Origin of the sequence: Nocardia kruczakiae NBRC 101016 (genome assembly GCF_001612965.1) — a bacterium.
In the GTDB taxonomy this organism is placed as follows: domain Bacteria; phylum Actinomycetota; class Actinomycetes; order Mycobacteriales; family Mycobacteriaceae; genus Nocardia; species Nocardia kruczakiae.
On sequence record NZ_BDBL01000005.1, the window covers coordinates 230,580 to 254,286 of the forward strand.

Annotated in this window: 20 protein-coding genes; 11 read left to right on the forward strand and 9 right to left on the reverse strand. The window is 68.1% G+C overall.

Annotation, left to right across the window (positions count from 1 at the left end; all coding sequences use genetic code 11):
• The 8 genes from nuoH (at window position 1) to NK1_RS05715 (ending at window position 10,052) form a co-directional block, all read left to right on the forward strand.
• Entirely contained in the window at window positions 1-1,860 is a 1,860-nt protein-coding gene (gene nuoH, locus NK1_RS35555) for an NADH-quinone oxidoreductase subunit NuoH (RefSeq protein WP_063007559.1), read from the forward strand.
• Window positions 1,857-2,693, forward strand: coding sequence for an NADH-quinone oxidoreductase subunit J (locus NK1_RS05685; protein WP_063007482.1), 837 nt, complete (start codon window positions 1,857-1,859; stop codon window positions 2,691-2,693). Before nuoH ends, NK1_RS05685 begins: the two co-directional genes overlap by 4 nt.
• Complete coding sequence (gene nuoK / locus NK1_RS05690) at window positions 2,690-2,989, forward strand: NADH-quinone oxidoreductase subunit NuoK (protein WP_025350204.1); 300 nt, start codon at window positions 2,690-2,692, stop codon at window positions 2,987-2,989. The genes NK1_RS05685 and nuoK overlap by 4 nt, the downstream gene beginning before the upstream one ends.
• A gap of 1 nt (window position 2,990) precedes the next feature.
• Entirely contained in the window at window positions 2,991-4,895 is a 1,905-nt protein-coding gene (gene nuoL, locus NK1_RS05695) for an NADH-quinone oxidoreductase subunit L (RefSeq protein ID WP_063007483.1), read from the forward strand.
• Entirely contained in the window at window positions 4,892-6,541 is a 1,650-nt protein-coding gene (locus tag NK1_RS05700; protein WP_063007484.1) for an NADH-quinone oxidoreductase subunit M, read from the forward strand. The genes nuoL and NK1_RS05700 overlap by 4 nt, the downstream gene beginning before the upstream one ends.
• The gene (nuoN, locus tag NK1_RS05705) at window positions 6,538-8,163 is read left to right on the forward strand and encodes an NADH-quinone oxidoreductase subunit NuoN (RefSeq protein WP_063007485.1); all 1,626 of its coding nucleotides are present in this window, start codon (window positions 6,538-6,540) and stop codon (window positions 8,161-8,163) included. Before NK1_RS05700 ends, nuoN begins: the two co-directional genes overlap by 4 nt.
• 110 nt (window positions 8,164-8,273) lie before the next feature.
• Window positions 8,274-9,098: an SAM-dependent methyltransferase gene (locus NK1_RS05710; RefSeq protein WP_063007486.1), complete on the forward strand. Its 825-nt coding sequence runs from the start codon at window positions 8,274-8,276 to the stop codon at window positions 9,096-9,098.
• Window positions 9,099-9,230: 132 nt separating this feature from the next.
• Window positions 9,231-10,052, forward strand: coding sequence for a cyclase family protein (locus NK1_RS05715; protein WP_063007487.1), 822 nt, complete (start codon window positions 9,231-9,233; stop codon window positions 10,050-10,052).
• Window positions 10,053-10,080: 28 nt separating this feature from the next.
• Here the strand turns inward: NK1_RS05715 and NK1_RS05720 are convergent, their stop codons facing one another.
• Genes NK1_RS05720 through NK1_RS05730 form a run of 3 tightly spaced genes read right to left on the reverse strand, consistent with a single transcriptional unit; the run spans window position 10,081 to window position 11,917 of the window.
• Entirely contained in the window at window positions 10,081-10,683 is a 603-nt protein-coding gene (locus tag NK1_RS05720) for a DUF4232 domain-containing protein (RefSeq protein ID WP_084460611.1), read from the reverse strand.
• Window positions 10,684-10,717: 34 nt separating this feature from the next.
• Window positions 10,718-11,281 (reverse strand): maltokinase N-terminal cap-like domain-containing protein, encoded by a 564-nt coding sequence (locus NK1_RS05725; protein WP_063007488.1) that lies wholly within the window; start codon window positions 11,279-11,281, stop codon window positions 10,718-10,720.
• Window positions 11,282-11,290: 9 nt separating this feature from the next.
• Window positions 11,291-11,917 (reverse strand): DUF308 domain-containing protein, encoded by a 627-nt coding sequence (locus NK1_RS05730; RefSeq protein WP_157104090.1) that lies wholly within the window; start codon window positions 11,915-11,917, stop codon window positions 11,291-11,293.
• Between the two features lie 183 nt (window positions 11,918-12,100).
• Here NK1_RS05730 and NK1_RS05735 point away from each other — a divergent pair, with 183 nt between their 5' ends.
• On the forward strand, window positions 12,101-13,414 hold the full coding sequence (locus NK1_RS05735) for a cytochrome P450 (protein ID WP_063007490.1): 1,314 nt from the start codon (window positions 12,101-12,103) through the stop codon (window positions 13,412-13,414).
• A 34-nt stretch (window positions 13,415-13,448) separates the two neighbouring features.
• On the opposite strand, the gene narI is transcribed toward NK1_RS05735, so the two are convergent.
• From narI to NK1_RS05755, 4 genes are read right to left on the reverse strand one after another with little or no spacing between them, the layout of a single operon-like run.
• On the reverse strand, window positions 13,449-14,183 hold the full coding sequence (gene narI / locus NK1_RS05740; protein WP_063007491.1) for a respiratory nitrate reductase subunit gamma: 735 nt from the start codon (window positions 14,181-14,183) through the stop codon (window positions 13,449-13,451).
• A complete protein-coding gene (gene narJ / locus NK1_RS05745; RefSeq protein WP_063007492.1) occupies window positions 14,180-14,815 on the reverse strand; it encodes a nitrate reductase molybdenum cofactor assembly chaperone in 636 nt (211 codons plus the stop codon). The genes narI and narJ overlap by 4 nt, the downstream gene beginning before the upstream one ends.
• The gene (narH, locus tag NK1_RS05750) at window positions 14,812-16,470 is read right to left on the reverse strand and encodes a nitrate reductase subunit beta (RefSeq protein WP_063007493.1); all 1,659 of its coding nucleotides are present in this window, start codon (window positions 16,468-16,470) and stop codon (window positions 14,812-14,814) included. Before narH ends, narJ begins: the two co-directional genes overlap by 4 nt.
• Entirely contained in the window at window positions 16,467-20,162 is a 3,696-nt protein-coding gene (locus NK1_RS05755; RefSeq protein WP_174552694.1) for a nitrate reductase subunit alpha, read from the reverse strand. Before NK1_RS05755 ends, narH begins: the two co-directional genes overlap by 4 nt.
• A 363-nt stretch (window positions 20,163-20,525) precedes the next feature.
• Between NK1_RS05755 and NK1_RS05760 the strand changes: the two genes are divergently transcribed.
• On the forward strand, window positions 20,526-21,194 hold the full coding sequence (locus tag NK1_RS05760) for an SDR family oxidoreductase (RefSeq protein ID WP_063007494.1): 669 nt from the start codon (window positions 20,526-20,528) through the stop codon (window positions 21,192-21,194).
• 64 nt (window positions 21,195-21,258) lie between these two features.
• Window positions 21,259-22,230, forward strand: coding sequence for an EamA family transporter (locus NK1_RS05765; RefSeq protein WP_063007495.1), 972 nt, complete (start codon window positions 21,259-21,261; stop codon window positions 22,228-22,230).
• On the opposite strand, the gene NK1_RS05770 is transcribed toward NK1_RS05765, so the two are convergent.
• Both NK1_RS05770 and NK1_RS05775 read right to left on the reverse strand, forming a co-directional pair.
• Complete coding sequence (locus tag NK1_RS05770; RefSeq protein ID WP_063007562.1) at window positions 22,203-22,961, reverse strand: MerR family transcriptional regulator; 759 nt, start codon at window positions 22,959-22,961, stop codon at window positions 22,203-22,205. The two genes, NK1_RS05765 and NK1_RS05770, sit on opposite strands and share 28 nt — an antisense overlap.
• Window positions 22,962-23,035: 74 nt before the next feature.
• Window positions 23,036-23,665: a TetR/AcrR family transcriptional regulator gene (locus NK1_RS05775; protein ID WP_167354222.1), complete on the reverse strand. Its 630-nt coding sequence runs from the start codon at window positions 23,663-23,665 to the stop codon at window positions 23,036-23,038.
• Window positions 23,666-23,707 lie beyond the last annotated feature (42 nt).

Sequence of the window (23,707 nt, forward strand, 5' to 3'; positions counted from 1 at the left end):
ATGTCGCCGGCCGTGCTGGTCGCCGCCCCGGCCGATCTGTCCGCCTTCGGCCACGACCCGTGGTGGCTGGTCGTGGTGAAATCCATCGGCATCTTCGTCTTCCTGCTGCTCATCCCGCTGCTCGCGGTGGTGATCGAACGCAAGGTGGTGGCCTGGATGCAGATGCGGGTCGGCCCCAACCGGGTCGGGCCGCGCGGCTCGCTGCAATCCATCGCCGACGGGGTCAAGATGCTCCTCAAGGAGGACATCATCCCCGCGATGGTCGACAAGCCGATCTACATTCTGGCACCGATCGTCGCGCTGATTCCGGCGGTGATGGCGTTCGCGGTGATACCGCTCGGACCGGAGGTGTCGATCTTCGGCACCCGCACACCACTGCAGTTGACCGATATGCCGGTGGGAGTGCTCTACATTCTCGCGATGACCTCGATCGGGGTCTACGGCATCGTGCTGGCCGGGTGGTCGTCGGGATCGACCTATCCGCTGCTCGGCGGCCTGCGCTCGACCGCGCAGGTGATCTCCTACGAGATCGCGATGGCGGCCTGTTTCGCGGCGGTGTTCCTGCTGGCCGGAACCATGTCCACCTCCGGCATCGTGGACCGGCAGTGGGGCACCTGGAACGTGTGGCTGCTGCTGCCGTCGTTCGTCGTCTACGCGGTGGCGATGGTCGGCGAAACCAACCGTGCCCCCTTCGATCTGCCCGAGGCCGAGGGGGAACTCGTCGGCGGATTCCACACCGAATACTCGTCGCTGAAATTCGCGATGTTCATGATGGCGGAATACATCAACATGGGCACCGTCTCGGCGCTGGCCACCACACTCTTCTTCGGCGGCTGGCACGCACCCTTCCCGCTCAACCTGTGGGACGGCGCGAATTCGGGCTGGTGGCCGCTGCTGTGGTTCACGCTGAAGGTCTGGACGTTCCTGTTCGTCTTCATCTGGTTGCGCGGGACGCTGCCACGGCTGCGCTACGACCAGTTCATGAACCTCGGCTGGAAGCTGCTCATTCCGGTGTCGCTGCTGTGGGTGATGATCGTGGCGACGCTGAAGGTGGTGCAGGACAACGGCCACGACGTGCAGACCACGGGCCTCGTGGTCGCCGGGGTGATCATCTCGGTGGTCCTGCTGGCGATGATGTTGCGCGCCGGGCGCGCCGGGGACAATCCCGCACCGGAAACCACCGGGACACAACAGTTCTCGGACTTCCCGGTCCCGCCGATGCCCGAGACCGCGCCGCCCGCGACCAAAGCCGGTCTGCTGGAACCCATCGGCGGATTCTGGGTCACCTTCGTCACGATGTTCAAGAAGAAGAACACCGAGTTCTATCCCGAGGAGAAGGTCCCGACCGCGCCGCGCTATCACGGCCGCCACCAGCTGAATCGGCATCCCGACGGCCTGGAGAAGTGCATCGGCTGCGAACTGTGCGCCTGGGCCTGCCCCGCCGACGCGATCTATGTCGAGGGCGCCGACAACACCGACAGCGAGCGCTACTCCCCCGGTGAACGCTACGGCCGCGTGTACCAGATCAATTATCTGCGCTGCATCGGCTGCGGTCTGTGCATCGAGGCATGCCCGACCCGGGCGTTGACTATGACCAACGAATACGAGCTGGCCGACGACAATCGCGCCGATCTGATCTACGAGAAGGACCGGCTGCTCGCCCCGCTGGGCGACGGCATGATCGCGCCGCCGCACGCCGCCTATCCGGGCGCCACCGAGGAGGACTACTACCTCGGCGCCGTTCCCGCAGCGCCGGGCACCGACCGCGATACGGGCCTCGGCTCCACCGGTATCGCGGTGGCGCGGCAATCCGGTTCCCGCGGTGCGGATCTCGCGGGCGCACAGGGAGGCGCGCAATGAAACCGGAAGTGAACATGATTGCCGCCGAGGCGGTTACGCGAACGTCCACCGGCGAGGCCGTGCTGTTCTGGGTCCTGGCCGTGGTCGCGGTGGCGGGTGCCCTCGGCATGGTGTGTGCCCGCAAGGCCGTGCATTCCGCGCTGTGCCTCGCGGCCACCATGATCACCCTGTCGGTGTTCTACATCGCCCAGGACGCGCTGTTCCTCGGCGTGGTGCAGATCGTGGTGTACACGGGCGCGGTCATGATGCTGTTCCTGTTCGTCCTGATGCTCGTCGGCGTCGATTCGTCCGAATCGCTGCGGGAGACGTTGCGCGGGCACCGCATCGCCGTCGTCGTGGTGGGCATCGGATTCGGGCTGCTGCTGATCGCGGCGATCGCCCGCGGCGTGCGCGACGATTCGGTGGCCGCCACCGGACCCGGGTTCGGTGCCGACCCGATCTCGGCGCTGGCCGAACTGATCTTCGTGCGCTACGTGTGGGCCTTCGAACTCACCGGCGCACTGCTGATCACCGCCACCATCGGCGCGATGATCCTCGCGCACCGGGAACGGTTCGGTCCGCGCACCGGGCAGCGCGAACAATCGCAGCGCCGCCTGCGCGAAGGCCACCGCATCACTCCCCTGCCCACCCCCGGTGTCTATGCCCGGCACAACGCCGTCGACGTGCCGGCCCGGCTGCCCGACGGCTCGTTCGCCGAACTGTCGGTGAGCACCATCCTGCGCCATCGCCGCCGCCGCGCCCACACCGAGGCGGCGGAGATCGGCATGCGAAACGGCAACGGCGCCAACACCGCCCACACGACCGGCGACAACGAGAGGAAGGCTCCGCGGTGAATCCGGACAACTACCTGTATCTGTCCGCCCTGCTGTTCACCATCGGCGCGGCCGGGGTGCTGGTGCGGCGCAACGCGATCGTGGTGTTCATGTGCATCGAGTTGATGCTCAACGCGGTCAATCTCGCCTTCGTCACCTTCGCCCGCCAGCACCACAACCTCGACGGGCAGGTCTTCGCATTCTTCACGATGGTCGTCGCCGCCGCGGAGGTCGTCGTGGGCCTGGCGATCATCATGACCATCTTCCGCACCCGCCGCTCGACCTCGGTCGACGACGCCAACCTGTTGAAGTACTGACGTGGGTACCGGGAATCTGCTCTGGCTGCTGCCGGCCCTGCCCGCCGCCGGTGCGCTGATCCTGCTGCTGGCCGGACGTACGAGCGACCGCTGGGGGCACTGGCTGGGCTGCGCGACCGCGGTGGCCTCGTTCGGCGTGGCGGTGTGGGCGTTCGCCGAGATGCTCGGCCGCGCCGGCGCCGATCGCGCGGTGTCGCACAACTTCTTCAGCTGGATACCGGTGGCCGGTCTGCAGGCGGAGTTCTCGCTGCAACTCGATCAGCTGACGATGTGTTTCGTCCTGCTGATCACCGGCGTCGGCTCGCTGATCCACATCTACTCGGTCGGCTACATGGCACACGATCCGGCGCGGCGGCGGTTCTTCGCCTACCTCAACCTGTTCCTGGCCGCGATGCTGATCCTGGTCATGGCCGACAACTATCTGGTGCTCTACCTCGGCTGGGAGGGTGTGGGCCTGGCCTCGTACCTGCTGATCGGGTTCTGGCACGAGAAGCCGTCGGCGGCCGCGGCGGCGAAGAAGGCCTTCGTGGTCAACCGCGTCGGCGACATGGGATTGGCGATCGCGCTGTTCCTGATGTTCGCCACCTTCGGCTCGGTCGATTTCGGGCACGTCTTCGCCGGTGTCCCGCATGCGAGCGAAGGCACCCTCACAGCTCTGGGGCTGCTGTTGCTGCTGGGCGCCTGCGGTAAATCCGCGCAGGTGCCGCTGCAGTCCTGGCTCGGTGACGCGATGGAGGGCCCTACTCCGGTGTCGGCGCTCATCCACGCCGCCACCATGGTGACCGCCGGTGTGTATCTGATCGCGCGCTCGAACGCGATCTTCGACGCCGCCCCGGCGGCGCGCGCCGGCGTGCTGGTGGTCGGGGCGGTGACGCTGCTGTTCGGTGCGATCATCGGCTGCGCGAAGGACGACATCAAGAAGGCGCTGGCCGCGTCCACGATGAGTCAGATCGGCTATATGGTGCTGGCCGCCGGACTGGGCCCGGCCGGATATGCCGTGGCGATCATGCATCTGCTCACCCACGGCTTCTTCAAGGCCGGATTGTTCCTCGGCGCCGGATCGGTCATGCACGCGATGAACGACGAAACCGATATGCGCCGCTACGGCGGGCTGCGCAAGTATCTGCCGATCACGTTCGTCACCTTCGGGCTCGGCTATCTGGCGATCATCGGGGTGCCGCCGTTCGCGGGGTTCTTCTCCAAGGATCGGATCATCGAGGCCGCGTTCGGGTACGGCGGTGCGAACGGCATCACCCTCGGCGCCGCCGCGCTGCTCGGCGCCGGAATCACCGCCTTCTACATGACGCGCGTGATGTTGTTGACCTTCTTCGGTGAAAAGCGCTGGGCTGCGGGCGAATCCGAGGTAGAGCCGCATCCGCACGAGGCGCCCGCGGTGATGACCGGACCGATGATCGTGCTGGCACTCGGCTCGGTCTTCTCCGGTGGCGTGTTCGTCTTCGGATCGTCGCTGCAGAACTGGCTGGCGCCGGTGGTCGGGACCGAACACGCCGAAAGCGCCGTGCCGGCGTGGGCGGTGACCGTGGCGGCGCTGGTCGTGGTCGCGATCGGTGTCGCGGTCGCCTACCGCCAGTACGCGCGTCGGCCGGTGCCGCGCACCGCTCCGCAGGACGTCACGCCGCTGACCGTCGCGGCTCGGCGCGATCTGTACGGCGACGCGTTCAACGAGGCCGCGTTCATGCGTCCGGGCACCCACCTGACCCGCTCGCTGGTCTTCCTCGACAACCGCGGAATCGACGGCATCGTCAACACCACGGCCGCGGTGATCGGCGGTCTGTCGGCGCGAATCCGGCGCGTGCAAACGGGTTTCGTGCGCTCGTACGCCCTGTCCATGTTCACCGGCGCGGCCCTGGTGGTCGCGGCCCTGCTGGCGGTGAGGTTGCTGTGACGGAGTATCCCTGGCTGACCACCCTGTGGGTGCTGCCCCTGGCCGGCGCCGTCGTCGTGCTGGCGGTCCCGGCCGGCCGGCGCACGCTGGCCCGGGTGACCGGACTCGTGTTGTCGCTGGCCACCCTGGCCGTCGGGATCGTGGTCGCGGTGCGTTTCGATCCGGGCGGCCCGCAGTATCAACTCGTCGAATCTCACCGCTGGATACCGGCTTTCGGCGCCGGCTACACCCTCGGCGTCGACGGAATCGCCCTGGTACTGCTGCTGTTGACCGCGGCACTGGTGCCGCTGCTGATCCTCGCCGGATGGAAGGACGACCGCGAGGCGGGCAGCGGGCGGCGGGTCGCGCACATCTACGTGGCGCTGACCCTGATCGTCGAGGCGATGGTGCTGATCTCGTTCGTCTCGCTCGACATCCTGCTGTTCTATGTGTTCTTCGAGGTCATGCTCATCCCGATGTACTTTCTCATCGGCGGATTCGGGCCGCGCACCACCGGCGGTGAATCGGCGGCCGTGGAACTGGCACTGCGGCAGCAGCGGTCGCGCGCGGCGGTGAAGTTCCTGCTGTACAACCTGTTCGGCGGCCTGATCATGCTGGCCGCGGTGATCGGGCTGTACGTGCTCACCGCGCGGGCCCATCTCGGCGGCGACGGCGGGACCTTCGATTTCCGGGCGGTCACGGCGGCGGCGAATTCCGGGCAGCTCGGCGCCGGGCCGGCCGTGCTCAACGCGCTGTTCCTCGGCTTCATGTTCGCCTTCGCGGTGAAGGCGCCGCTGTGGCCGCTGCACACCTGGCTGCCGGGTGCCGCGGTGTCGGCCACGCCCGCGAGCGCGGTGCTGATGATGGCGGTGGTCGACAAGGTCGGCACCTTCGGCATGCTGCGCTACTGCCTGCTGCTGTTCCCCGCCGCCTCGACCACCTACGCGCCGATGATCAGCGTGCTGGCGGTGATCGGCATCCTCTACGGCGCACTGCTGGCCATCGGGCAGACCGATGTGATGCGCCTGATCGCCTACACCTCGATCTCGCATTTCGGCTTCATCATCCTCGGCATCTTCGCGATGACCGATCAGGGTGGCGCGGGTGCGACGCTGTACATGGTCAACCACGGCATCTCGACCGCGGCGCTGTTCCTCATCGCCGGATTCCTGGTCTCGCGCCGCGGAACTCGGGCGATCGCCGAATTCGGCGGCGTTCAGAAGGTGGCGCCGATATTGGCGGGCACCTTCCTGATCGCGGGCCTGGCGACGCTGTCACTACCCGGGCTGGCGCCGTTCGTCAGCGAATTCCTCGTGCTCGTCGGCACGTTCACGAGGTATCCGGTGGCGGCGGTGTTCGCGACGGGCGCGTTGGTGCTGGCGGCGCTCTACGTGCTGTGGATGTACCAGCGCATGATGACCGGACCGGTCCGCAAGGGCAATGAGCGCTTGCCGGATCTGCTACCACGCGAACTGGTGGTCGTGGTGCCGTTGCTGGTGGCGCTGCTGGTCCTCGGCGCGTATCCGAAACCGGTTCTCGACCGGATCAATCCGGCGGTGGCCGGCACCCTCACCACCATCGGCAAACACGATCCGGCGCCCACGGTCGCGCCGGATGCGGCGACCGTACCGGCCGCGACCACTCCGAGCGGAGGTAACCACCGGTGAATCAGTATCTGGCCGCGACGGTTCCGGCTCCCTCGATCGAATATCACGCCCTGTCACCGATGCTCGTCGTCTTCGGTGTCGCTGTCGCCGGGGTGCTCGTCGAGGCGTTTTTGCCGCGTTCGTGGCGTTACCCGCTCCATCTGGTGCTCGCGCTGGGCGGTTTGGTGGCGGCACTGGTGGCGGTGATCGCGCTCGCGGGCACCCATGCCACGGTGGCCGTCGGCGCGGTCGCGGTCGACGACGTGACGCTGATGCTGCAGGGCGCCATCCTGGTGGTCGCGATCCTCGCGGTCGCGCTGATCGCCGAACGGGGTATCGAACCGCGGCTGGCGCGCGAAAGCCGGGAGGGCCCCGGAACCTGGAGCCGGGCGGCAGCGGTGGCCTCCGGCGCGGTCGTGGTCGACGCGTTCACCCCGCAGGCCGCGGCGGTGCCGGGAAGTACGGACGAGATCGCCGCCGCGCGGGCGGGTATCGCCACCACCGAGGTTTTTCCGCTGACCCTGTTCGCGGTCGGCGGCATGTTGCTGTTCCCCGCCTCCAACGATCTGCTGTCGATGTTCGTCGCGCTCGAGGTGCTGTCGCTGCCGCTGTATCTGCTGTGCGGGCTGGCGCGGCGGCGTCGGCTGCTGTCGCAGGAGGCGGCGCTGAAGTACTTCCTGCTGGGCGCGTTCGCCTCGGCCTTCTTCCTGTACGGGATGGCGCTGCTGTACGGCTACGCCGGCACGGTTCGGCTGTCGGGCATCGCCGACGCGGTGGCCCGGGATTCGGGCTCGAAAACCCTTGCGGTGCTGGGTGTGGCGATGCTGGTGGTCGGGCTGCTGTTCAAGATCGGCGCGGTGCCGTTCCAGTCGTGGGTACCCGATGTGTATCAGGGCGCGCCGACCGCGATCACCGCGTTCATGGCCGCGGCGACCAAGATCGCGGCCGTGGGGGCGCTGCTGCGCATCCTGCAGGTGGCGGTTCCGGGGCTGAGTGCGGACTGGCGTCCGATCCTGGGCGCCGTGGCGGTGGCCACGATGGTGCTGGGCGCCATTCTCGCCGTCACCCAGACCGATGTGAAGCGCATGCTCGCCTACTCCTCGATCGCGCACGCCGGGTTCATCCTCACCGCGCTGGTGGCGGCCAATTCCGACGGGGTGTCGTCGGTGCTGTTCTACCTCGCCGTCTACGGCGTGAGCACCGTCGGCGCGTTCGCGGTGGTCACGCTGGTACGCGACCGCGTAGGCGATGAGGCGACCGCACTGTCGGCGTGGGCCGGGCTCGGCCGCCGTTCACCATGGCTGGCAACGGTTTTCGCGCTGTTTCTGCTGTCGTTCGCGGGTATTCCGCTCACCAGTGGTTTCGTCGGGAAATTTGCCGTGTTCTCGGCGGCCGCCGCCGGGCACGCGGCGTATCTGGTGATCGTCGGTGTGATCTCCAGTGCGATCGCCGTGTTCTTCTACATCCGCGTCATCGTGCAGATGTTCTTCACCGATCCGCCGGAGGCGCCGCCCGCCGTGGTCACCGCGCCGGTGACCACGATGGTCGTCATCGTCACCGGCGCCGCCACACTGGCCTTGGGTATCGCGCCGCAGCCGCTGCTCGATCTGGCGAACCGCGCGGTCGGATTCGTCACCGGCTGATCACGGAAAACATCTCGCGGACAACGGTTCTCGGTGACACCGCACCGAAAAGCCAACGCTGGCTCTAGGATCGAGCCCGACGACGACCTCCGCGCACAGAAACAGGTGTCATGACCGACAGCGCCGCACAGGTGGATCAATCCAAGCCGAGTATCGCCCGCGTGTACGACTATCTACTGGGCGGGCGCGACAACTATGCCGTCGACCGCAAGGTCGGCGACTACTTCATCAACGATCTGCCCGGCTCGGTCGCCATCGCCTATGCCAACCGGCAGGCCATGATTCGCGCGGTCGCCGATATCGCGGACTCCGGTGTGCGCCAGTTCATCGATATGGGCAGCGGGCTGCCGACCGTCGACAATGTGCATCAGGTCGCGCAGCGTCACCTCGAGGCGCCGCGCGTGGTGTACGTGGACAACGATCCGATCGTGCTGGCCCATGGTCGCGCACTGCTGGCCGCCGACGACCACACCACGGTCATCCGCGCCGACCTGCGTGATCCGGAGACCATCTTCTCCCATCCGGATCTGCAGCGGCTGATCGATTTCGACGAGCCGGTGGCGGTGATCTTCAGCGCCATCCTGCACCACCTCAACGACGACGAGAATCCGGCCGAACTAGTGCGGTGGTGGACCGACCGGATCCCGGTCGGCTCGCAGATCTACATCTCGCATTTCCGTTCCGGTTTCAACGAGGAGACGCAGGCCGCAGAGGGGAAATTGCAGGCGACGTTCGGGCGGGGGCGCTGGCGTTCGGACGAGGAGATCCTCGGCCTGTTCGGCGATCTCGAAGTGCTCGAGCCGGGGCTCGAGATCTGCGCCCGCTGGCGGCCCGCCGAAGCCGATGCCTCGGTCGCACGCATCGGTCCAGCCGAGCGCGAACCGACCCTGTGGGAACAACTGATCGCGTGCGCCCTCGCCCGGAAGACCCGCTGAGGCGCTCGCTCGGGCTCAATTCCTCGATCGGGAACGAGAAGCGTTGCGGCACTGGCGTCCTCGCTTGCCGGGGTGAGGGCGACTCGCCGTCCGCTGCCGGTGCGCCGGGCAGCGACTAAGCTGCCGGTCACCATGTGTGCACCTCGGATCGTCCGGATCGCCCACGACAGCGCCGATTTCCCGGCGGTTCCGTCGCGGCGCGCCTTGGCGGGCGCCGCGGGTCTGGCGGCACTGGCGGCGGCCACCGCACCCGTCGCACGCGCGGGCACAGGAACCGTCGTCGACCTCACTCATCCGGTGGGACCGAATATGCCGATGTGGCCGGGCAATCCGCCGTTCGCGATGGTCCCGGTGGGATGGCATGCGCTGGGAGGTTTCGATCAGAACGCGATCGCGCTGTGGGAGCACACCGGAACACATGTCGACGCACCGCTGCGCCGTGCCTCCGGCGGGGTGGGGCCCGACACCTTCTCGGCGCGCGATCTGGTGGCTCCGCTCATCGTGATCGACATCAGCGCGAAGGCGTCGTTCGATGTCGACGCGACGGTCACGATCGACGACATCGATGCTTTCGAGCGGATCTACGGTCGCATCCCACCGCGTGCCTTCGTCGCCATGTACTCCGGGTGGGAGCGTCGGCTCGCTCATCCGGCGGCCTTCGTCAACCTCGACGTCGAGGGCACCCCACATGCCCCCGGCTTCTGCGCCGAGGCCGCGGAATACCTTGTGCGTCAGCGCGATATCGCCGGCGCGGGGGTGGATACGCTCAGCCTCGACCACGCGGCCGATCTCGACTACGGCGCACACACCGCATTCCTCGGCGGGGGGCGCTACGGCGTGGAGATGGTGGCCAACCTCGGCGCCGTCCCGCCGACCGGTGCCACCGTCGTGGTCGGCGCGCCCGAATACATCGGCGGCACGGGCGGGCCGTGCCGGATGCTCGCTCTCACCTGAGATCGGGCACATCGCGACGCGGGCAGTTTCAGCCGGTGACCGGATGCACCTCCAGGGCACAGGTGTCGATGGTGGTGTGCACGGTGTGGGTGTCGGTCGAATCGGGGGCTGTCACAGCGAGACTCGTGTACAGCGGGCAGTCCTCCCCGGCCGGGCCCATCGCGGATCCCTCCACGACCGCGCGGGCGGGGCGGCCGGGCAGCACGGTGACAGTGGGCGGAGTGTCGTCGTCCGAGGGCAGGCCGCCCATATAGCCGCGTGGGGTGCGTCGGGCGTGCAGGACCGGGCCGCCCTCGCCGGTGTCGACGCCGGGATAGCCGCCGATCGTGCAGGGCGGGGTGTCGGCGGCGAGGGTGAAGGTCAGTTCGACGCCGCGATGCATCATGCCCGGCGACAGGGTGTGGGCGGCGATGTCCAGTTGGCGCGGCCGGCACGCGGCGATGGCCGACGAAGTGGTGGTGGGCCCCGCCGTGGGGCTCGCCTGCGGCGAAGGTGCCTGTGCGGCGGAGGTTTCGGTGGCCGGGCGAGCTGATGTGGCGGTTCCGGAGTCGTGGTGCGCACAACCGGCGAGCGCGGTGGCGGCGCCGAGCACCACCACCGCTGCCGTCCGATTTCCGTATCTGCCGATCATCACAGCGACTCCTTCCGGCCGCACGCGTGCACGTTCAGTTCACCGCTGCCTCCAGCACTACCCCCTCGGCCGTCGCGCCCTCCGCATCGGTCCAGCCCACCCGGACCCATCCGTGCACGGATGCGGCCGACCGCGCCGGAATCCGGTTGACGCGCACGGCCTTCGGTGTGTCCGGATCGACGACGGACACCTCGACGGTGCGGGCGGGGGTGTCGCTGAGGTTCTGGTCCTGGGCCACCGCGCGCCCGGCGAGCAGCGCCGCCATCTGCGCGAGTGCCACCGGATCGTGCGCGGCGTCGTAGATCCACCTGGTCCCGAGCACGCCGTGTTCGGAGGTGCCGATCAGGGCCGCGTCCGCGCCGGGAAGCGGGGCGCCGCGGTAGGTCATCGGCACGTGGTAGACGGGCTTTCGGGCATCGGCGGTGTCGACGACGAGCATGTGCTCGATGCCCACCTCGCCGTCGGGGTCGTCGAGCCGGAAACCGCCCGCCTTGTGCAGGTGTGGCGTTGTGCCGGTGAACCATTCGCGTGTCGGCAGCCATGCGGTGAGCAGGTCGAGTTTGCCCGGCTCGAGGGTGGTGTGGTGAACGACAGCCATATGCCGACCCTAATCCGCGGCCCGGACCGGGGTTGGTGCGCGCGGACCGAGCAGGCCGCGCACCCCCACCTGGTCCCCGCCGCGTTCCGGACGGCGCACGCGCACGGCCATGCGGATCTCCATCGCGCCGAGCAGGATCAGGCAGACACCGACCAGTATCGACAGGGCCGCGACGGTGTCGATCGGCCACACCAGCACGATCAGCCCGGCCAGCAGTGTCGCCAGGCCGTAGCCTTCGCGCCGGCCCGGCTTCGGTAGATCGTCCGACCAGGACGCGACGATGGCCTGCACGATGCCGCGGATCATCCATCCCATCCCGACCCACATGGCCAGCAACGCCACCCAGTCTCCGCTGCGCATGCACCACAGTGCCAGCAGTACCGACAGGGCCCCGCTCACGAATTCCAGCGCCTTGAGCCCGCCGCGGATGCGCGCCCGGAACGCCACCGTGAATTGCCAGGCGGCGGTCAACAGCAGCGTCGTACCGAGCAATAGCTCCGCAACCTGAACGGACTTATCGGGCCAAACGAGCAGGACCACCCCGACGACGATCGACCCACCGCCGATCGCGCACGCCAGGTGCCAGGCATCACCAGCGAAGACATCCCTGCGTCCGGCTGCTCGGAAGGTGGGCATGGCCCCGATGATATGGCCCCGGACGGTGCGCACTGCGCAATTTCACAGGTTCGGCCCGGCCGATCAGCTATCGGACAGCCGCACATCCGCTCGTAGAACGTGTGTGGTTCGGTTACGGCTACCGGGCTACCGTAGGTGGGATATCGGATCTCGCACCGTTGCGGCCCGCCGGGAGGTTGCCTCATGAGCACTGTGTTTCCGCCGGGTCCCCGGCTGCCACGAGTGGCGCAGACGCTGCTGCACGCGAAATGGCGGGGCTGGTTCGCCGGGGTGGCGTCGCGCCGCTACGGCGATGTCTACACGATGCGCATGATCGCACCGTATGCCGAGAATCTGGTGGTGTTCTCGCGGCCGGAGCACATCCGCGAGATCTTCGCCGGCGCCCCGGCGGATCTGCATGCCGGCGAGGGCAATCGGGTGCTGGAGCCGGTGATGGGACAGCATTCGCTGTTGCTCACCGACGAGGACGAACACGCCCGCGCCCGCCGATTGCTGATGCCGGCGTTCACGGGCTCGGCGTTGCGCGGCTATCGCGACCTGGTCGAGGCCATCGCCAAACATCACATCGACCAGTGGCAGCCCGACACCACCCTCGTGACGTTGCCCCGGATGAACGAACTGACACTCGATGTGATCATGCAGGTGGTGTTCGGTATCAGCGAGCAGCGCGGGCGTGCCGAGCTCGCGCCGCGGCTGCGCTATCTGGTCGATGTGGGCCCGCTGATCTTCCTGGGCTGGAAATGGCATCGGCTGCAGCGTTTCGGCCCGTGGAAGCGGTTCGCCGACAACAAGGACGCGATCGACGCGCTGCTCTACGAGGAGATCGCGCGCCGGCGCGGCGAACCGGATCCCGGCGACCGCGCCGATGTACTGGCCCGGTTGCTCGCGGTGGGCGCGGAGGCCGGTGACGAGCCGCTCTCGGATGCCGAACTTCGCGATCAGCTGGTGACGCTGCTGCTGGCCGGGCACGAGACCACCGCGTCGGCGCTGTCGTGGGCGATGTTCGAATTGGCCGCCCATCCCGACGTGCAGCAGCGGGCGCGGCGCGCGGCCGCCGAGGGTGACGACAAATATCTGGAAGCGGTGCTGAAGGAGGCGATGCGCCGCCATCCCGTCATCGGCGGCACCTTGCGCCGACTGACGCGCGAGACGACGATCGGCGGGTACACCTTGCCCCGCGGCACCGTCGTGCAGACCTCGATCGTGCTGGCGCATGCGAACCCGGACAATCATCCCGAACCCGAAAGTTTCCGTCCCGAACGCTTTCTCGACGGCAGTGTCGCCGCCAACACCTGGTTGCCGTTCGGTGGTGGTGTGCGCCGCTGTATCGGCGCGGGATTCTCGTTGATGGAGGGCACGGCGGTGTTGTCGGAGGTGCTGGGCCGATTCGCCCTGACTCCGGTGCGTACTCGCGAACGCGGGCGCATCCGCAACATCACCAACGTGCCCGCCCACGGGGCGCCGGTGCTGCTGCGACCACATCCGGGGACCTTCTGATCCGGCAGAATCCGTCTCGGAGGATTGCGGCGCGCTACTGCACCCGTTCCCAGCCGCGCGGCGGCCGGTGCGCCCCGAGCGACACGTCCCGGCTGCGATAGACCAGATAGGGTCGCGTCAGATAGCCGACGGGCGCGGAGAATACGTGGACCAGCCGGCTGAACGGCCAGAACGCGAACAGCGCACAGGCCGAGAGCGCGTGCAGCCGAAAGCCCAGCGGCGCACCGGCCATCAGCTCGGGGTGCGGGTCGAGATAGCACAGCGACCGGAACCACGGCGACACGTCGGTGCGGTAGTTGTGCGGATCTCCGGTCGCGTTGCCGTAGACGGTGGCCGCGAGGCCGAGCGCCAGGGTCAGGCCCAGCAGCACGTACATGATCTTGTCGTTGCGGGTGGTCGCGGAGAACACCGAGCCGACGGTGCGGCGGCGGTAGATCAGGATGCCCAGCCCGGCCACCGTCGCGATGCCGGCCACGGCGCCGAGGCTGAACGACACGATGTGATACGTGGTTTCGCTGATACCGATCGCCTCGGTCCACGACTGCGAAATCACCAGCCCCAGGACGTGGCCGAGGAACACGAACACGATGCCGTAGTGGAACAGCGGACTGCCCAGGCGCAGCAGCCGGTTCTCGTACAGCTGCGAGGAGCGGGTGGTCCAGCCGAATTTGTCGTAGCGGTAGCGCCAGATCAGCCCCACGACGCAGACCGCCAGCGCCGCGTACGGCACCGCGACCCACAGCAGCACGTCGGTCGCGCTCACGGTCATCGACGGCCTCCGATCGGTGTCGGCATGTAGGTGGGCGGTGCGAACGGCTCGGTGCCGACCTCCTCACCGGGCGGGCCGGCCGCGATGAGCCGCGCGACGGCCTCGCTGTCGGTGCCACGCAGCGGCGGCAACGTGGCCGATACCGAATCCAGTACTCCGGCCCACGGAGATCCGTGCTCGCGCAGGGCTGCTCGCATGACCTCGACGCCGGCGCGGTGTTCGATCAGCACCCGCAGTCCGGCTTCCGGTTCGGTGGCGGCGAATTCGAGGACGACGGCCAGATGGTCGGGTAGTTCCGCGTCGTCGAGTTGCCACCCGGCGCGGCGGTAGAGCTGTTTGAGGCGCAGCAACGCCATCCCGCGTTTGCGGGTGTCGCCGTGGGAGAAGTAGGTGAGGTAGGGGCTGAACCGCTTGCGGTGGTCGAAGGTGTCGACGTATTCGCTGCCCAGCAGCATCGGCGGCGTGCTCGCCAGGTGTGACAGCAGCGGACGCAGCGGTGTGCCGACCGCGACCGGCAGCGCCGCCGTCGCCCGGGCGAGCAGTGGAAGCGAATCCAGCAGCGCCGCATCGGGATAGCCGAGCAGCAGTGACTGGATCTGCCATGCCGCGCAGCGCGTCGTGGTGCGGGTCATGTGCGATGCCTCCCGCCCCGCCGCCGCGGTAACAGGCCCTCCGGCCGCCCACGTCCGTCCCAGTTGAGCAGATTCACTCGCGTCGGTTCCGAGGTGGGCGCGTCGGCAGTTTGACGGTCCTGCAACATGCGGAAGTTCTCCACCGCCACGGGAGTGGGCCCGCCGGAGCTTTCTCCGAACGGACCCCAGCCTCCCATCCCCGGGCCGCCGTCGCGGTCCAGATCGCATTCGGTGGCGAGTTCCTCGAGCCCGTGCGCCTGTTCGGCATGAGCCGTCGGAACGACGTAGCGTTCCTCGTATTTCGCCAGTGCCAGTAGCCGATACATGTCGTAGAGCTGTTCCTCGGACATGTCGACGGCGGCGGCGATCTCCGGCCGCGGCGGACGACCGAGATTGACATCACGCATATAGCTGCGCATCGCCGCCATTCGCCGCAGCACCGCCTCGACCGGTGCGGTGTCGCCCGCGGTGAACAGCTGCGCCAGATAGTCGACCGGGATGCGGAGGGCCTCGATCGCGGCGAACAGATTGCCGTGGTCCTCGGCGTCGTGGCCGGTATCGCGTAGCACATCCACCACCGGTGACAGTGGCGGGATGTACCAGACCATCGGCACGGTGCGGTATTCCGGATGCAGCGGCAGCGCGACCCGATAGGTGCGGATCAGCGCGTAGACCGGGGAGCGTTGCGCGGCCTGTATCCAGTCGCGCGGAATTCCGGCGTGTTCACACGCCGCGACCACCTGCGGATCGAACGGATCGAGAAAGGCGTCGCGTTGCGCGGCATACAGATCGCGCTCGTCCGGGGTGGACGCGATATCGGTGACGGTGTCGGCGTCGTAGAGCAGCACGCCGATATAGCGCAGCCGTCCCACACACGTTTCCGCGCACACCGTCGGCAGGCCGACCTCGAGCCGCGGGAAACAGAAGGTGCATTTCTCCGCCTTACCGGTGCGGTGGTTGAAATACACCTTCTTGTACGGGCATCCCGATACGCACATGCGCCAGCCGCGGCACCGGTCCTGATCGACCAGCACGATGCCGTCCTCGGCGCGCTTGTAGATCGCCCCCGACGGACACGCCGCCATACAGGCCGGGTTGAGGCAGTGTTCGCAGATGCGCGGAAGATAGAACATGAAGGTCTGCTCGAACTCGAATCTGACCTTGTCGCCGACCTTGTCCAGCAGCGGGTCGGCCGCGGCGAGTTCGGGGGCGCCGCCCAGATTGTCGTCCCAGTTGGCCGACCAGGTGACGGCGGTGTCGCGGCCGGTGATCAGCGAGCGCGGCCGCGCCACCGGCGGATGCCGTTGCAGCGGAGCGGTGGTCAGGGTGTCGTAGTCGTAGGTCCACGGTTCGTAGTAGTCCGACAGTTCGGGCAGGGTCGGATTGTCGAAGATCGTGAACAGTGTCCGCATGCGGCCGCCGCGCCGCAGCCGCAACCGGCCTTTGCGGTCGAGGACCCAGCCCCCCTTCCAGCGGCTCTGATTCTCGTAGGTGCGCGGATACCCCTGTCCCGGACGGGTTTCCACATTGTTGAACCAGACGTATTCGACTCCGGCGCGGTTGGTCCAGGTTTGTTTGCAGGTCACCGAGCAGGTGTGGCAGCCGATGCATTTGTCGAGGTTCATCACCATCGCCAGGTGTGCCATGGGCCTCATCGGTAGCTCACCTCCTGGCTGCGGCGGCGGATCACGGTCACTTCGTCGCGTTGATTGCCGGTGGGGCCGAGATAGTTGAACGCGAACGACAATTGCGCGTAGCCGCCGATGAGATGTGTGGGTTTGATCAGCAGCCGGGTGAGCGAATTGTGGATCCCGCCGCGCTTGCCGGAGGTCTCGGCCAGCGGCACATCGATCAATCGGTCCTGGGCGTGATGCATGTACACCGTGCCTTCCGGCATGCGGTGCGAGACGACGGCGCGGGCCACCACGACGCCGTTGCGGTTGACCGCCTCGATCCATTCGTTGTCGCGCACACCGAGTTTCGCCGCGTCCCGATCGGAGATCCAGATCGTCGGGCCGCCGCGCGACAGGCTCAGCATCAACAGGTTGTCCTGATATTCGGAGTGGATGGACCATTTCGAATGCGGGGTCAGATAGCGCAGCGACAGTCCGCGCTCCCCGTGCTCACCCAATCGGGGTTCGTCGAACAGGGCCGACATGTCCAGCGGCGGCCGGAAGACCGGCAATTGCTCACCGACCTCGGCCATCCAGTCGTGATCGAGATAGAAGTGCTGGCGGCCGGTGAGGGTGTGCCACGGTTTGGCGCGTTCGACATTGACGGTGAACGGCGAGTATCGCCGCCCGCCGCTTTCGGATCCGGACCATTCCGGTGAGGTGATCACCGGCACCGGCGCGACCTGGGTGTCGGCGAAGGTGATGCGCGTGCCCTCGTGTTCGGCGGCCAGATCGGCCAGCGGCGTGCCGGTGCGCTGTTCGAGAGTGCGAAAGCCCTGCACCGCGAGGCGGCCGTTGGTGGTGCCCGACAGTGCCAGGATCGCCTCGCAGGCGTCGATATCGCGTTCGAGGCTGGGACGCCCGGCGGCCGGCCCGCCGCGCACGATGCCGTTGCGCGCGGCCAGGTCCGACACCTCCCGGCTCACGTCGAAGGTGACGCCCTTGGTGGCCGCGCCGAGCCGGTCGACCAGCGGCCCGAGTGCGCCCATCTTCGCGCGGATCGCGCCGTAGTCGCGTTCGACGACGGTCAGCCGCGGCATCGTCAGACCCGGAACGGGTTGGCAGGCACCGGTTTTCCAGTCCCGCACGGCGCCGTGCGGGGTGGCCAGTTCGTCGGGGGTGTCGTGCAGTAGGGGTGTCGCGACGATATCGGTGCGCACCCCCAGGTGCCGGCGCGCCAAGCGGCTGAATTCGGCGCCGATGCTCGCGAACGCGTCCCAGTCGGTGCGGGTCTGCCACGGCGGTGCGATCGCCGGGCTGAACGAATGCACGAACGGGTGCATATCGGTGGAGGACAGATCGTATTTCTCGTACCAGGTCGCGGCCGGCAGCACCACATCCGAGTACATGGTGGTGCTGGTCATCCGGAAATCCAGCGTCAGCAGCAGATCGAGCTTCCCCTCCGGTGCCCGCTCGCGCCACACCACGTCGCGCGGCCGCGCATCCGGCGGAGCTTGCTCGGCGCGCAGCGAGGAGTCCGCGCCGAGCAGATGGCGCAGGAAGTATTCGTTGCCCTTGGCGGAGGAGCCGAGCAGATTGGACCGCCAGATCGACAGCACACGAGGGAAATTCGCCGGGTTGTCGGGGTCCTCGCAGGCGAACCGCAGCTTTCCCCTCGTCAACTGGTCGACGATATGGTCCGCGGGCGTGCGGCCCGCGCGTTCGGCCTCGTCGGCCAGGTCGAGGGGATTGCGATCGAAGGTCGGATACGAGGGGGTCCAGCCCATGCGCGCCGCCTGCGCGATGAGGTCGGCGGTGCTGCGCCCGGACAGGTCACCCGGACCGGTGGTCGTGGTGAGGGTGTCGGCGGCGAAGGGGTCGTAGCGGAACTGATCGGTGTGCAGGTACCAGTAGACGGTCTGGTTCATATGCCGAGGCGGGCGGGTCCAGTCGGTGGCGTTGGCCACCGTCGCCCAGCCCGTGACGGGCCGGCACTTCTCCTGGCCCACATAGTGCGCCCAGCCGCCGCCGTTGCGTCCCTGGCAGCCGGTGAGGGTGGTGAGGGCCAGGAACGTGCGATACATGGTGTCGGAGTGGAACCAGTGGTTGGTGCCGGCGCCGAGGATGATCATCGAACGGCCTCGAGTCTCTTCGGCATTGGCGGCGAATTCGCGGCCGATGCGCGCCGCGGCGGCGGCCGGCACCCCGGTGATCGCCTCCTGCCAGGCGGGAGTGCCGGGATGGGCGGCATCGTCGTAACCGGTGGGCCACTCCCCCGGCAGGCCCTCGCGCCGCACACCGTAGCGGGCCAGCATGAGATCGAACACCGTGGTGACGAGATGGCCGCCGACCGTGCGCACGGGAACGCCCCGACGCACGACCGCGACGGCGCCGTCGGCGGTGTCGAAGCGGGGCAGTTCCACCACCACCGCCCGGTCGCCGGCTGCCGACAGTGCCGGCGCCACACCGTCCAACTCCAGATTCCAGCGTCCCGCGCCTTCGGCACCGTAGCGGAATCCGAGAGATCCGTTGGGCACCACCGGATTTCCGTGCCGATCCAGCAGGACGGTCTTGAATTCGGCGTGTTCGGTGTCGGCGAATTCGTCGAGATCGGCGGCGGTGAGGAATTTGCCGGGACGGTACACGCCGTCGCCGTCGTCCAGCCGCACCAGGAACGGCAGATCGGTGAACCGGCGCACGTAGTCCTCGAAATACGGCACCTGCCGGTCGACGAAGAATTCCCGCAGGATCACATGCCCCATCGCCATTGCCAGGGCGGCGTCGGTGCCCGGATGCGGGGCGAGCCATTCGTCGGCGAATTTCACGTTGTCGGCGTAGTCGGGCGCGATCGCGATCACCTTCTGGCCGCGATAGCGGGCCTCGGTCATCCAGTGCGCATCCGGGGTGCGGGTCACCGGGACGTTCGACCCCCACATCAGGAGATAGCCGGCGTCCCACCAGTCTCCGGACTCGGGCACATCGGTCTGGTCGCCGAAGACCTGCGGGGAGGCGACGGGCAGATCGGCGTAGAAGTCGTAGAACGACAGCATCGACCCGCCGATCAGCGAGATGAACCGCGAGCCGGCCGCGAACGACACCATCGACATCGCGGGAATCGGTGAGAAACCCGCAATCCGGTCGGGCCCATAGGCTTTGATGGTGTGCACATGGGCGGCGGCCACCAGTTCCACCGCCTCTTCCCAGCCGGCGCGGACGAGTCCGCCGCGGCCGCGCGCGCTCTTGTAGCGCCGGGCCGCCGCCGGATCGGAGACGATCGATTCCCAGGCGGTGACCGGATCGCCGGTGCGCGCCTTGGCTTCTCGATACATTTCGAGCAGCACACCGCGGATGTACGGGTAGCGGATGCGGGTGGGTGAATAGGTGTACCAGGAGAACGCCGCGCCGCGCGGGCAGCCGCGGGGCTCGTATTCGGGGCGGTCGGGACCGACGGACGGATAGTCGGTGGCCTGGGTCTCCCAGGTGATGATGCCGTCCTTGACATACACCTTCCACGAACACGATCCGGTGCAGTTGACGCCGTGCGTGGAGCGCACCACCTTGTCGTGGGCCCAGCGTTCGCGGTAGAACTCGTCGGCCTGGCGGCCGCCGCGCACGTATTCGGTGCGCAGATCCGCGGAGACGGTGGCGCGGGTGAAGAATCGGCGACTGCGGATCAGCGCTGCCGTCACGTCGGAATCCAGGGCCGCGCCGTTCCCGCGTGCGGTACGTGCCATCTGCCCGCCTCTCGCCCGGATCGCGGCGTCCCGCGCGATCGCCTCACACCGTCACACGAACACTGGCACCGTAATCGCTGATCATCGGCAATCGGCGTATTTCGGCGGCAACGGACACGGAGTCGAAATCGGCCGTTTCCAGCGATCATGTAGCACTCACAGGTCGCGACCTGGTATTTCCATCCGGAACCGACTGGTTCGCACCCTGCCGCACAACATCTTCCGCCGCGATTGCGGCCCCGCCTCCGAACCATGCCCCCGGTACTCGTCGCGGCCGATACGGCGCACCCGGGCGCGGTGCGTATCGGCGCGGAGTCCACAATCGGCAGTGGACCGCACTCGCCGACAGAGAGGTGATCACTCGTGAAGGTGTTCCAGATCGGCGCGGCGGGCGGCGTGGGCCGCCGCCTCGCGCAACGGCTGACCGACCGCGGTGACCAGGTCACCGGAATGCATCGCAACCCCGAACAGGCCGAGACCGTCGCGGCGTCCGGCGCGACGCCGGTGGCCGGTGACCTGATCCACGACACCGTCGAGGATTTGGCGGCCCAGATCGCCGGGCACGACGCCGTGGTGTTCTCCGCGGGCGCACACGGCACCGGCCCCGACAAGACCACGGCGATCGACGGCGCCGGATTGGAGAAGGCGGCCGCCGCCGCGACGCAGGCCGGTGTCTCGCGCTTCGTGCTGGTGTCGGTATTCCCCGATGCCGGCCGCGACCGCGAAACCTCGGCGGGGTTCGAGCATTACATGCGGGTGAAGAAGTCCGCGGACGTCCACCTGACCCACACCGCGCTCGACTGGCTCATCGTGCGCCCGGGCACGCTGCTCGACGATCCGGGTTCGGGCACCGTCACCGCCGGGTTGGCCATCGAATACGGGTCGGTCGCCCGCGACGATGTCGCCGCCTTCATCGATGCGGCCCTGCACGAACCGGCGTTGAACCGGGTCATCGTGGAGCTCACCGGCGGCAGCACTCCCGCCGCCGATGCGGTGGCGGAACTCGTGGCCGTGACCACTCCCCGTAGCTGACCGTGGCGCCGCCCCCGCGAAAATCATGTGACAGCCATCGACGCCGGGCCTAGCGTTCTCGGGCATGTCGATGATGGCGCCCGACGCCGGCGCCGGGCGGCGGCTGGGCTCCGGCACAAGTTGCGCGGTGGTGTCGGCGGTGTCGTTCGCACTGTCCGGCCCCGTGGCTCGCGCCCTGATGAACGCCGGGTGGAGTTCCGCGGCGGTGGTGATCGTGCGGGTCCTCATTGCCGCCGCGGTACTCGCGCCGCTCGCGGCCGCGCAGCTCCGGGGGAACTGGAAATTGTTGCGTGTCAACGCTTTTCTACTCATCGGGTACGGCCTGGTGGCGATCGCCGGGGTGCAGCTGGCCTATTTCACCGCGGTCGCGCATCTGGCGGTGGGACAGGCGTTGCTGATTCAATACACCTCCCCGATCGCGGTGGTCGGCTGGCTGTGGCTGCGTCACCGCCAACGGCCGGCGGTGCCGACCGTGATCGGCGCGTTCCTCGGCTTGGCCGGGCTGGTGCTGGTGATCGATCTGCGTTCGGGTGGCGCAGCCGATCGGATCGGCATCGCGTGGGCCCTGCTCGCCATGGCCTGCGGGGTCGCCTATTTCCTGCTCTCCGTGCGCGGTGACGGCACACTGCCGGGAACGGTGCTGGCCGCGGGCGGACTGCTGGTGGGTGGGCTCGGGCTGCTCGCCGCGGGCGGAGCGGGCGTTCTTCCACTGGTCGCGAGCACGAATCCCGTTGTGTACCAGGGTGTCACGGTGCCATGGTGGCTGCCGCTCACGATCCTCGGCACCGTGACCGCCGCCCTCGCCTACGTCGCCGGCATTGCCGCCACCCGCCTCCTCGGCTCCCGCGCCGCGGCGTTCACGGGCCTGCTCGAGGTGGTGGCGGCCCTGATCTTCGCGTGGGCACTACTCGGTGAGGCCCCGCACCCCGTTCAGCTTCTCGGCGGGGTGCTGGTCCTCACCGGCGTGCTCGTCGTGCGCCGCGGCGAGGCGGCCACCGCCGGCGCCGATCAGTCGGTGAGCCGCTGCTCGGCGTAGACGGCCATGGCGTCGCGCTGGTATTCGGCCAGGCCGGCCGCGATCCGGTCGTAGTTCGCCTTGAACCGCTCGTCGTCGACATACATCTGGCCGAGGCAGATATAGGCGCTGCGGTTCGGGGTCCAGAAACGGCGGATCCCCTCGTACTGAGTGTGGATTTCGGCCTGCACCGCCGCATCGTCGACCGGTGTTCCGGCGGCCATGAACTCGGCCATCCGGATCATCGTCGCGGTCAGTTCCCGCTGCATGCGCTCGACATCCTCGGCGGTCATATCGGCGCTCGCCTGCCGGGACTGCTCGAACTGTTCGGGCCAGCGCTGCCGGGCCTCGTCGTCGTACTGCGTGTGATCGAAGCCCGCGAACAGATTTTCCGGGCGGTTGATCTGCACTGACATCTCCTTGTTCCCTTCGAGTTCGGCGATGGTGCGCGCCACGGTCTCGGCCATCCGTCCCAGCCGGTCGCGTTCGGCGAGCAGCCGGGCGTACTGGCGTTTGAGCGCCGCGAGCGTGTCGGGTTCGGAGTCGACCGCTTCGGCGATCTCGGCGAGACCGAGCCCCAGCTCCCGCAGCACGAGGATCTGCTGCAGCCGCAGCAGGCTGTGCTCGTCGTAGTAGCGGTAGCCGTTGCTGCCCACGTGGGCCGGGGTGAGCAGGCCGATGTCGTCGTAGTGGCGCAAGGTGCGGGCGGTGACTCCCGACATCTTCGCCACTTCCGCGATCGACCAGCTCATGGTGCTTCCCATCTGTCCTGAGGCCGGTCGCTCCGGCCTCGTCTTCGACGGTAGAAGTTGCCGTAACGTGAAGGTCAAGCCGAATTCTCGGCGGCGGGGCGCAGCCCGAGCAGGGTTTCGGCGATCCGCCGCATCTGTTCGAGGTATCGGGCGCGCTCGTGCGGCGGATCGGCGCGTCGGTCGAGTATGCCGCGGGTCAGTGCGTAGCCGATGGTTTCGGCGACGACTCGGACCGGCGCCGCGGGGGCGATGGTTCCGGCGCGATGTTCGCGGTCCAGGTAGCGCGTGAAGCGGCGGATGGGGCGTTCGGAGATTTCGGCGGCCAGTTCGCCGATCCGGGGGTCCACGGTGCCGCGTTCCTCGATCAATCGCAGCAGCGGTCCGGTGTGCAGCACCGCTGCGGCGAACGATTCGATGGTGGCGCGCAACATCTCTCGCGGATCGGAATCGGTCAGATCGGGTTCCTGGGCGGCGAGAAATTCGTCGCGCACCCGCGTGGCGAGGGCGTGGAAGATCTCGTCCTTGGAGGCGAAGTACACATACAGCGTCGCGCGGGAGACGCCGGCCCGGGCGGTGATCGCGGCCACCGTGGTCGCCGCGTAGCCGCGTTCGATGAAAACCTCGGCCGCGGCATCGAGCAGACCACGATGCCGGTCGGTCTCCGAGCGCTCCCGGGCCGCGCGCACACTCCACGCCGACGTCATACCGTCCAGCATATTGACGTTGACGTCAATGTCAATCAGACT

Excerpts from the sequence above, each read along its gene's own strand:
- nuoH (WP_063007559.1), top strand. The coding sequence starts at position 1 with ATGTCGCCGGCCGTGCTGGTCGCCGCCCCGGCCGATCTGTCCGCCTTC.
- NK1_RS05685 (WP_063007482.1), top strand. The coding sequence starts at position 1,857 with ATGAAACCGGAAGTGAACATGATTGCCGCCGAGGCGGTTACGCGAACG.
- NK1_RS05710 (WP_063007486.1), top strand. The coding sequence starts at position 8,274 with ATGACCGACAGCGCCGCACAGGTGGATCAATCCAAGCCGAGTATCGCC.
- NK1_RS05715 (WP_063007487.1), top strand. The coding sequence starts at position 9,231 with ATGTGTGCACCTCGGATCGTCCGGATCGCCCACGACAGCGCCGATTTC.
- NK1_RS05720 (WP_084460611.1), bottom strand. The coding sequence starts at position 10,683 with ATGATCGGCAGATACGGAAATCGGACGGCAGCGGTGGTGGTGCTCGGC.
- NK1_RS05725 (WP_063007488.1), bottom strand. The coding sequence starts at position 11,281 with ATGGCTGTCGTTCACCACACCACCCTCGAGCCGGGCAAACTCGACCTG.
- NK1_RS05730 (WP_157104090.1), bottom strand. The coding sequence starts at position 11,917 with ATGCCCACCTTCCGAGCAGCCGGACGCAGGGATGTCTTCGCTGGTGAT.
- NK1_RS05735 (WP_063007490.1), top strand. The coding sequence starts at position 12,101 with ATGAGCACTGTGTTTCCGCCGGGTCCCCGGCTGCCACGAGTGGCGCAG.
- narI (WP_063007491.1), bottom strand. The coding sequence starts at position 14,183 with ATGACCGTGAGCGCGACCGACGTGCTGCTGTGGGTCGCGGTGCCGTAC.
- narJ (WP_063007492.1), bottom strand. The coding sequence starts at position 14,815 with ATGACCCGCACCACGACGCGCTGCGCGGCATGGCAGATCCAGTCACTG.
- narH (WP_063007493.1), bottom strand. The coding sequence starts at position 16,470 with ATGAGGCCCATGGCACACCTGGCGATGGTGATGAACCTCGACAAATGC.
- NK1_RS05755 (WP_174552694.1), bottom strand. The coding sequence starts at position 20,162 with ATGGCACGTACCGCACGCGGGAACGGCGCGGCCCTGGATTCCGACGTG.
- NK1_RS05765 (WP_063007495.1), top strand. The coding sequence starts at position 21,259 with ATGTCGATGATGGCGCCCGACGCCGGCGCCGGGCGGCGGCTGGGCTCC.
- NK1_RS05770 (WP_063007562.1), bottom strand. The coding sequence starts at position 22,961 with ATGAGCTGGTCGATCGCGGAAGTGGCGAAGATGTCGGGAGTCACCGCC.
- NK1_RS05775 (WP_167354222.1), bottom strand. The coding sequence starts at position 23,665 with ATGACGTCGGCGTGGAGTGTGCGCGCGGCCCGGGAGCGCTCGGAGACC.